Raw genomic sequence first — 9,770 nt, forward strand, 5'->3', positions numbered from 1 at the left:
ATTCTAATACTTTAATGATATTTTAGCATAAATAAATTAGATTTTAAGGAAATTTTATTAAATATATTCTTTTATTAATCCATATACTTCTTCACTAATATCTTCTATAGATCTTAGAATCTCACCCTTATTACACCTAATTCTCTTCCAACCATATTTATTTACTATATCTAGCGAATTATTATAACAATTCACTAAATATTCTTTATCACTTTCATGAATATCTTTTTCCTGTTCCCCGGTAAACTTATTTGCTCTATCTTTCATAAGTTTTTCACTTATATCAGGAGATATATCTAAAAATACCACACAATCTGGGATAGGTAACCCATATTTATTGTACTCTAAATCATATAGCCAATCTAAATATGCTTCTCTTTCATTACTATTGGTCATTTTAACCGCTTGATGAACCATATTAGACGTAACATATCTATCAGATATAATAATGCCTCCATTATTATAAAATTCTCCCCACTCCGTTTTAAACGAAGCGAATCTATCTATTGCATAAAACGTTGATGCTGCGTATGCATTCACGTCTTCAGCCTTTTCTCCAAATTCCCCACTTAGATACATTTTTACAGGTGTACAAGCAGGACTATTATAATTAGGAAAAGTTATTTTTCTAACATTTTTTCCTTGTAATATTAACTTATCATATAATTTTTGTGCTTGAGTGGCTTTTCCGCTACCATCTGTTCCACTTTCTACTATTATCAATTTTCCTTTTTTCATTATGTTACCTCATATCTATATAACTAAATTTAAAAAAGCTTCTTTTATTTTATTTTTATAAAAATCATATTCAATACTTTCAACATCAGTATTTACAATTTTTTTTTCACATTCTTTACAAATTAAGCTTTTCCCTATTATTATACCATTATCCTTTTCATTTCTACATATATAACAAACATTTTCTTCATTAGCTGTTTTAATACCCTTAATTTTTATTTTCATAAAACTCATCCCCTTTTATCTTTATACTTTTAATTCTCACCTTTTGTAATAAATTTTATACTTTTAGTTAAATATATAATTAATAAATATTTTTTTACTTTTAAGGGGAAATTAATAAAGAAAATAATTTAGGGAGGATATACTATGAAACAAGGAATGATTTCTTATTTATCTACTTGTTCTGATGATATTTATGAATTATGTAAATACCTATACAATAATCCTGAAGATAGCTATAAAGAAACTAAAAGTTGTAAATATATTAGTGATTTTTTATCTAAATATAATTTCAATGTAGAAAATAATTTTTTAAATTTAGCAACTTCTTTTCGCGCGACTAAAGGTACCGGTTATCCTAAAGTATGTTTTTTATGTGAATATGATGCAGTTCCTGGAGAGGGCCACTTAACAGGTCATAATTTACTTACAGCAACATCAATTTCCGCTGCATTAGCACTTGGAAAAATAATTGATAAAATAGGTGGTTCTTTAATCCTTATTGGTTGTCCTGGAGAGTACCTAGGTGGAACAAAATCTATAATGGTAAAACAAGGTGTTTTCGATGATATAGATGTTGTTTTGCTTGCTCACCCAGATGTAGTTACATCTGAAAGTGGTAGTTCTTCCGCTATTATACCCTTAAGCATAAAATATATAGGTCATAATGGATTAAGCTTCTTAAATAAGGGCATATACACATCCTTAGATGGTATTCTTTTAACATTCAACATATTAAATTCATTGTTAAAAGGCTTTCCTGAAGATGTTGAAATCAACTCAATTTTGTCTAAAGGAGGTTCCACACCATTATTAATTCCATTAGAATCAGAAGCTAAATTCTATATAAGATCTAAAGAAATGGATGTTGCAAAAATTGCGGAGAGTAAACTTAGGGAAATTGCAATTTATGTTTCTAAGCTTATTAGAGTTCAATATTCTATCTCTCTTTATGAGCCTGAAAATGAGGAATTAATAACTAACGTAGTTTTAAACAGATTATTTAGTCATAACTTAAAAGAAAATGGAATTATAAATATAGATGCTCCTAGAGATATATCTGCTGGACTAAGTTTAGGTTTAGTTAGCAAAACAGTGCCTTGCATTCATCCCTACATTTCAATTGTAGGCGATCGCGATATTAAATATGGAACTAAAGAGTTTGCAGAATCCACTATTTCAAAGCACGCTATGGAACAATGTACTAAAGCTGCACTATCTTTAGCTTTTACTGGATATGATATACTTACCCAGGAAACCCTTTTAAGTGAAGTAAAAAATGAATTCTATAAAAAATAGACTTCCTATACAAGGAAGTCTATTTTTTTATAAAGCTATTCATTACATAAACAACTATGTTTAATTATTGTTTGAATAAATTTATCACTTGGCTGAAAAGCAAATTTAAATACTTTCCCACTATTTTTATAAATACAATAATAAGTTTCTTCTCTAATCACATTACATAAATAATTTCTAGTATTTTTTATATTTGAATATTCTTTAGGTATTTGACGTTTTTTGCCAACATAAATTATATCACATATTTTAATACTTTCTAAATTTTCTTCATTTTTAGAGTTTATTTTATTTACCATAAGCTTGTCTGATATAATTGCATATTTATATGATAAACTACACCCTCTAAATTCCTTTAATATAACTATAGAAGCAACTATCAATAATACAGTATTTAATAAATCACCTATAATATGTTCATCTAATCCTATACTTTTAATGCCTTGAAATAAATATAATACTACCGTAATAACTAAAAGCGATATTGCAATCACCGGTACCTTCTTTTTTGCAACAACTTCCCTATGCATCATATTGTAGAGCCCTCCTATATAGAAATTTTTTATTCCATCTGAAAACAATATTGTGATTATACTAATCATTTCATATTTTATCCATAGCTGAAATAAGCTATTAGTCTTCAAATAAGCCTTTAGTTTTAAGTTATCCTCTATTTATAAAGGAATCTATTCATTTACTTCATATTACTACTAATCTCACAAATTAATCTAATTCCATCATGTATATTATTAATTTTATTTGTTTCTGTTACAATAAAGATTATAATAGTATAATTGTTATTATAATTATTTTGGAGGTGTATTAAATGATTCAAATTTATAAAAGCATTAATGAAAATGAGCCTTCATTAAAGGTATTAGATACAATAGAAAACGGTTCTTGGATTAATATTGTAGCTCCTTCTGATGAAGAATTAATACTCATTTCTAAGAAGACCGGTGTTCCTTTAGCGTTTTTAAAAGCACCATTAGATGATGAGGAAACTTCTCGTATTGATATAGAAGATAATTGTATATTAGTTGTAGTAGATATACCTTTTACTGAAATGGAGGATAACTCACTTACCTACGATACCTATCCACTAGCTATTATTCATACTGAAACACAAATTATAACAGTATGTTTAAAAAATAGTAAAGTCTTAACTGATTTTATTAATGGTAAAGTAAAATCTTTTTATTCCTTTAAAAAGTCTAGATTTATATTACAAATACTAAATAAAATTTCTACCTACTATCTACTATATTTACGTCAAATTGATAAAAAAAGTTTAATGATTGAAAAAAGACTTCATAAATCAATGAAAAATAGAGAATTAATACAACTTCACTCGCTGGAAAAATCATTAGTTTATTTCTCTACGTCTCTTAAAGCAAATGAAGTTACTTTAGAAAAAATGCTAAAGCTTGAACTAATGCAAAAATTTGAAGAAGATAAAGACCTTTTAGAAGACGTTATTATAGAAAATAAGCAAGCTATCGAAATGACAGATATTTATAGTAATATACTTGCTAGTACAATGGACTTCTTTGCATCAGTTATTTCTAATAATTTAAATATAGTTATGAAAGTTTTAGCTTCTGTTACAATTTTAATGTCTGTATTTACTATTATGAGTGGTATTTTTGGTATGAATACTCCATTGCCTTTTAATTGGGGCAAAGATCCAAATGCATTTTTAATAGTAATTGCAATAACTTTTGTATTATCTGGTTTAACAGCAGTAATATTATATAAAAAAGATATGTTTAGTTAGTCTTATTATTTTTCAATATTACTTAATTAAATAATGAATTTAATATAAGCTAGTACTTCAGTACTAGCTTATATTTTTTTGTAATATATTTAAATATAAAGTATATAAAAAATATTACTAAATACTATAAAGCAGGTGAAATTTTGATAAAACTTAAACATGTAACTCCAGGAGGAACTATAGGCATAATTGCCCCTGCCTCTCCAAGTGATTCTAACTTCATTAATGAAAAGATATTAGCTTTTGAAGCCTTAGGATTTAATATAAAGAAAGGAAAGCATATTTATAAATGCAACGGTTATTTAGCTGGTAACGATTCAGAACGAGCTGAAGATTTAACAGATATGTTTTTAGACCCTTTTGTCGATGCTATAGTCTGTTTTAGGGGCGGATATGGTAGTGTTCGATTAATGTCACGTTTAAATACTAAAATCATTACAACTCATCCTAAGCCATTTTGTGGATATAGTGATATAACTCTATTATTAAACTATATAAGTAACAAATGTGGCTTTACAACTTTTCATAGTCCCATGATTAATTCTAATTTTAAAGATCCTCTAACTAAAGATAGCTTTATAAATATACTAACAGATTCTAATAAAGATTTTTCTTACGATTTAAATAAATTAGGAAATATTAATATTCTTAATAAAAAAGATTTCAAAGGTAGGCTTATGGGTGGTAATTTATCTATGATTTGCTCTGCCATAGGTACGCCTTATGACGTTAACTTTAAAAACTCTATTATATTAATAGAAGAGATAAATGAAAATCCTTATGTTATTGATAGATTACTTTCACAAATGATTTATTCAAACAAATTCAAAGGTTGTAATGGAATAATACTTGGACACTTTACAGATTGCACACTACCTGATTACTCAAAAAGCTTTACTTTAGAAGATATTATTACTCAAAAGCTTCTTCCCTTAAATATTCCTATAATTAAAAATTTCCCTTGTGGACATAGTTATCCAAATCTTACACTTCCTATTGGATGCAACTTATATTATGATTCAAAAAATTCATTACTTACTATATCCGAAAATATTTTTATATAAGTCACTATAAATAATAGATTAATTTGCTATTCTATTTTGTGACTGTTATTTTGATTTCTAATTTAATATTTCGAAATATATATAAAGGGAACTCTAATTAGAGTTCCCTTTATTTGTATTTATTACATAATAGCCAACCCTATTCCCTTGTAAGTTTTATTATTACATCCTTATGAGTTGGATACCTATTTAAAAGATCACTTCTTTCAAATAATTCAAAGTCTTTGAAGTCAAAGCCTGGTGATACCATACATCCTACTAAAGCATATCCTTCATTATTCATAGCCGATCCGAATATATAGTTTTTAGGTACTAATACCTGTGGAACTTCTCCTTTTTCAATGTCTAATCCCAGCTGAGATGTAGTAAGAATACCATCAGGGCTTATCATATAAATTGTTAGTGCAGAACCTGAATGATAGTACCACATTTCATCAGATTTTAATCTGTGAAAGTTAGATAATTCCCCATCTCTAAGTAGAAAGTAAATACTAGTCCAAAGTATTCTCTCACCTTCAAATTTAGTTGTTAAATCCCTAGAAGATACGTTTTCCGAAGAAGCAAAGCACTCCTTATAATATCCACCTTCAGGATGTGCATTCATTTGTAGTTTTTCAATAAAATAATTAGCTGTAAACATAATATTTCTCCTTCCTTAAGGACGTTCAAATAAATATCTCATCAGTATACTAGCCTATATTTATTTAAACGTGCTTTAGTTTAAATATGTATTTTTACATTTATTATATAGTTAATATTTCTATATTTCAATAATAATGCTCATTATACACAATACTAAGGTGAGGCATTTTTTCAAATGCCTCACCTTAGTATTGTCTACATATCATCATCCGTTTCGCTTCCATCGCTAGAACTAACCGGTATTGATTCGCCTAAAAACTTTGGTTCTGGCTTTAGTAGATTTATATAAACAAAATCTTTAAGCTGAGCTAGTTTTTCTCTACTTTTATAAGATTCAATAAACAAATAGTTTCTTATATCAGAAGATATTCCATTTGCATTAATCCCCATCTTTTTAGCTAAATATAAAGCTCTTGGTAAATGATACTCATTTGTTATTATTATTGCATTCTCTACTTCAAATATATCCTTAGCCCTATAAATACTATCATAGGTAGAAAAACCTGCATGATCTAAAAAAACATTTTTTTCTTCTACATCACAATTATTTATTATATATTCTTTCATTACACTTACTTCATTATAACTTTCTCTTCCATGATCTCCACTTAAAATAAATTTACTACATACTCCTGAATTATACACTTCAATTGCAGTCTTTAATCTATCTTCTAAAATATCTGAGGGAGACCCATCATCTTTAACGCCTGCACCTAATACAATTATTGCATCTGCATTTTGATTAAGTGATTCTATGGTTGTAATATTCTTCTGTCCATTTTTTTGAACTATCATTATTGCAGCTATAGCTCCAACTACAGATATAAAAATCAGTATAACAACACTTATAATCATATGCTTTATTACCTTCTTTTTCTTATTCATCTTTATATATTCCCCCCCTTAACTACTCTTTTATTAATATTATACATCAAAATATTATATTAAATATTACAAAATAATTAAAGGTCTATATAGTAATATACTTTAAATTTAAAAACATCTAAAAACTATGACATCCTAAGCACGATAGTTTTTTAACTCCTATCAATGAAAATAAAGTTACGTACAACAATATATGCTTTAAATAAAAATTATTTACAATAAAATTTACTTAATCTATAATTTTTATCCACTATATAGTAATATTATTATATATGTTTACTGGTAGTTATAAAATTATAATGTCAATCTCATTGAAAATATTACTTTATAGGAGGATTTTATGATACTAAAACAATTTAGAAATTTATTTCATCAAAAAAAAGAACAAATTCTTATAGGTTTATATATTTTTTTCTTCTTGTATTCGTGCTTAATGATTTGGGAGGTATTCATAGGTCCATATCGTAGTTATGAAAGTATACGTAGATATAATTTTTATCCATTTAAGACTATTACTGAATTTCTTTTAAATAATGGTAAATATACTTTTGAAGTAATATTTATAAATCTTCTAGGAAATATTATTACCTTTTTACCCTTAGGCTTTTTTATATCATTATTATTTAGGAAATCTTGCAAGTTATTAAATACATCATTATTGTGTATATTTATTATAATTTGTATTGAGATTGGTCAATTTATTCTAAATGTTGGTGTATTAGATATTGATGATATTATTTTAAATACATTAGGTTGTACTTTAGGTATTACTATTTATAAATTAATTAGTAAATTATGTTGCGAATAATTTCTTTATATAATAAAAAAACCTACAAGTTAAACTTGTAGGTTTTTTAGTATGGAGGCGCCACCCAGATTTGAACTGGGGATCAAGGTGTTGCAGACCTATGCCTTACCGCTTGGCTATAGCGCCGTAAATGGTGGCTTCACTAGGAATCGAACCTAGGACACGTGGATCTTCAATCCACTGCTCTACCAACTGAGCTATGAAGCCATCTGACCTGGCGACGTCCTACTCTCCCACACAGCTGCCCGTGCAGTACCATTAGCGCTGTAGAGCTTAACTTTCCTGTTCGGAATGGAAAGGAGTGTTTCCTCTACGCCATCATCACCAGATGGTTTAGATCCTAAATCATAGATTTAGTCTCTTATTATTTTTTTATCAGAGTTTTGTTCTCTGAAAATTGCACATGAATTATTGTAAATTGGTCAAGCCCTCGACCTATTAGTATCAGTCAGCTAAATATGTTGCCATACTTACACCTCTGACCTATCAACCTCGTGTTCTTCAAGGGGTCTTACTAGCTTATGCTATGGGAAATCTCATCTTGAGGGAGGCTTCACGCTTAGATGCTTTCAGCGTTTATCCCGTCCCGACTTAGCTACCCAGCGATGCTCCTGGCGGAACAACTGGTGCACCATAGGTCGGTCCATCCCGGTCCTCTCGTACTAAGGACAGCTCCTCTCAAATTTCCTACGCCCGCGACGGATAGGGACCGAACTGTCTCACGACGTTCTGAACCCAGCTCGCGTGCCGCTTTAATGGGCGAACAGCCCAACCCTTGGGACCTACTACAGCCCCAGGATGCGACGAGCCGACATCGAGGTGCCAAACCTCCCCGTCGATGTGGACTCTTGGGGGAGATCAGCCTGTTATCCCCGAGGTAGCTTTTATCCGTTGAGCGATGGCCCTCCCACGAGGTACCACCGGATCACTAAGTCCGACTTTCGTCCCTGCTCCACTTGTAGGTGTCGCAGTCAGGCTCCCTTCTGCCTTTGCACTCTTCGAACGATTTCCGACCGTTCTGAGGGAACCTTTGAGCGCCTCCGTTACTTTTTAGGAGGCGACCGCCCCAGTCAAACTGCCCACCTAACAATGTCCTGTCACCAGTTTCATGGCGTCCAGTTAGAACCTCAGTACTGTCAGGGTGGTATCCCAAGGATGACTCCACCAAGGCTAACGCCCTAGCTTCCCAGTCTCCCACCTATCCTGTACAGACAATACCGAAATTCAATGCTAAGCTACAGTAAAGCTCTACGGGGTCTTTCCGTCCAATCGCGGGTAGCGAGCATCTTCACTCGCACTACAACTTCGCCGGATTTGCAGTTGAGACAGTGCTCAAGTCATTACTCCATTCGTGCGGGTCAGAACTTACCTGACAAGGAATTTCGCTACCTTAGGACCGTTATAGTTACGGCCGCCGTTTACTGGGGCTTAAGTTCACACCTTCGCTTGCGCTAAGCATTCCCCTTAACCTTCCAGCACCGGGCAGGAGTCAGCCCCTATACATCAGCTTACGCTTTAGCAGAGACCTGTGTTTTTGTTAAACAGTTGCTTGAGCCTATTCTCTGCGGCCTGCTCTCGCAGGCACCCCTTCTCCCGAAGTTACGGGGTTAATTTGCCTAGTTCCTTAACTGCAATTCTTCCGATGGTCTTAGGATTCTCTCCTCACCTACCTGTGTCGGTTTGCGGTACGGGCACTACTTCTCTTTCTAGATGCTTTTCTTGGAAGCATGGAATCAGATACTTCAGCCTAAAAGGCCTTCCCCATTACGCCTCAGAATTGTTAAAGCGGATTTGCCTACCTTAACTCCCTAAACGCTTAGACTAGCATTTCCATTCGCTAGCACATCCTATCCTTCTCCGTCACACCATCGATAATAACGATTGTAGTGGTATTGGAATATCAACCAATTGTCCATCGCCTACGCCTTTCGGCCTCGGCTTAGGTCCCGACTAACCCTGGGCGGACGAGCCTTCCCCAGGAAACCTTAGGTTTTCGACCTGTAAGATTCTCACTTACATCTCGCTACTAATGCCAACATTCTCACTCGTAATCAGTCCACCGCTCCTTACGGTACGACTTCAGCCCGATTACGACGCTCCTCTACCGCTCGTATTAAATACAAGCCCGTAGCTTCGGTGGTAAGTTTGAGCCCCGGACATTTTCGGCGCAGGATCTCTTGACTAGTGAGCTATTACGCACTCTTTCAATGAATGGCTGCTTCTGAGCCAACATCCTAGTTGTCTTTGAAATCCCACATCCTTTTCCACTTAACTTACACTTTGGGACCTTAGCTGACGATCTGGGCTTTTTCCCTTTCGACCATGGATCTTATCA

At 32.0% G+C, this 9,770-nt stretch carries 9 protein-coding genes, 2 tRNA genes and 2 rRNA genes (1 of these 13 only partly in view); 4 read left to right on the plus strand and 9 right to left on the minus strand.

Annotation, left to right across the window (positions count from 1 at the left end; translation table 11 throughout):
* Positions 1-57: 57 nt before the first annotated feature.
* Both J1C67_RS05035 and J1C67_RS05040 read right to left on the minus strand, forming a co-directional pair.
* Positions 58-738, minus strand: coding sequence for a dTMP kinase (locus J1C67_RS05035; protein WP_089968973.1), 681 nt, complete (start codon positions 736-738; stop codon positions 58-60).
* A gap of 15 nt (positions 739-753) precedes the next feature.
* Positions 754-963 carry a sigma factor G inhibitor Gin gene (locus J1C67_RS05040; RefSeq protein ID WP_089968971.1) on the minus strand — a complete coding sequence of 70 codons (210 nt, stop codon included), beginning with the start codon at positions 961-963 and terminating at the stop codon, positions 754-756.
* 144 nt (positions 964-1,107) lie between these two features.
* Here J1C67_RS05040 and J1C67_RS05045 point away from each other — a divergent pair, with 144 nt between their 5' ends.
* Complete coding sequence (locus J1C67_RS05045; RefSeq protein WP_167866857.1) at positions 1,108-2,259, plus strand: M20 family metallopeptidase; 1,152 nt, start codon at positions 1,108-1,110, stop codon at positions 2,257-2,259.
* A gap of 35 nt (positions 2,260-2,294) precedes the next feature.
* On the opposite strand, the gene J1C67_RS05050 is transcribed toward J1C67_RS05045, so the two are convergent.
* The gene (locus tag J1C67_RS05050; protein ID WP_167866856.1) at positions 2,295-2,792 is read right to left on the minus strand and encodes a hypothetical protein; all 498 of its coding nucleotides are present in this window, start codon (positions 2,790-2,792) and stop codon (positions 2,295-2,297) included.
* Between the two features lie 293 nt (positions 2,793-3,085).
* Here J1C67_RS05050 and J1C67_RS05055 point away from each other — a divergent pair, with 293 nt between their 5' ends.
* Both J1C67_RS05055 and J1C67_RS05060 read left to right on the plus strand, forming a co-directional pair.
* Positions 3,086-4,036, plus strand: a complete 951-nt coding sequence (locus J1C67_RS05055) for a magnesium transporter CorA family protein (protein WP_089968963.1) — start codon at positions 3,086-3,088, stop codon at positions 4,034-4,036.
* 143 nt (positions 4,037-4,179) lie between these two features.
* Entirely contained in the window at positions 4,180-5,100 is a 921-nt protein-coding gene (locus J1C67_RS05060; protein ID WP_207713919.1) for a S66 peptidase family protein, read from the plus strand.
* A gap of 139 nt (positions 5,101-5,239) precedes the next feature.
* Here J1C67_RS05060 and J1C67_RS05065 read toward each other — a convergent pair whose 3' ends face one another.
* Together J1C67_RS05065 and J1C67_RS05070 are read right to left on the minus strand one after the other, a co-directional pair.
* Complete coding sequence (locus tag J1C67_RS05065) at positions 5,240-5,740, minus strand: cupin domain-containing protein (RefSeq protein ID WP_167866855.1); 501 nt, start codon at positions 5,738-5,740, stop codon at positions 5,240-5,242.
* A gap of 197 nt (positions 5,741-5,937) precedes the next feature.
* Positions 5,938-6,627 (minus strand): SanA/YdcF family protein, encoded by a 690-nt coding sequence (locus tag J1C67_RS05070; RefSeq protein ID WP_089968958.1) that lies wholly within the window; start codon positions 6,625-6,627, stop codon positions 5,938-5,940.
* Between the two features lie 340 nt (positions 6,628-6,967).
* Between J1C67_RS05070 and J1C67_RS05075 the strand changes: the two genes are divergently transcribed.
* Positions 6,968-7,435 (plus strand): VanZ family protein, encoded by a 468-nt coding sequence (locus J1C67_RS05075; protein WP_167866854.1) that lies wholly within the window; start codon positions 6,968-6,970, stop codon positions 7,433-7,435.
* A 52-nt stretch (positions 7,436-7,487) separates the two neighbouring features.
* On the opposite strand, the gene J1C67_RS05080 is transcribed toward J1C67_RS05075, so the two are convergent.
* From J1C67_RS05080 to J1C67_RS05095, 4 genes are all read right to left on the minus strand, one after another.
* A tRNA-Cys gene (locus J1C67_RS05080) sits at positions 7,488-7,561 on the minus strand.
* A 5-nt stretch (positions 7,562-7,566) separates the two neighbouring features.
* A tRNA-Phe gene (locus J1C67_RS05085) sits at positions 7,567-7,642 on the minus strand.
* Between the two features lie 5 nt (positions 7,643-7,647).
* A 5S ribosomal RNA gene (gene rrf / locus J1C67_RS05090) occupies positions 7,648-7,764 on the minus strand.
* Between the two features lie 89 nt (positions 7,765-7,853).
* A 23S ribosomal RNA gene (locus J1C67_RS05095) occupies positions 7,854-9,770 on the minus strand; it runs 991 nt beyond the window's last position.

The organism is Clostridium gasigenes (assembly GCF_017348895.1).
Taxonomy (GTDB): domain Bacteria; phylum Bacillota; class Clostridia; order Clostridiales; family Clostridiaceae; genus Clostridium; species Clostridium gasigenes.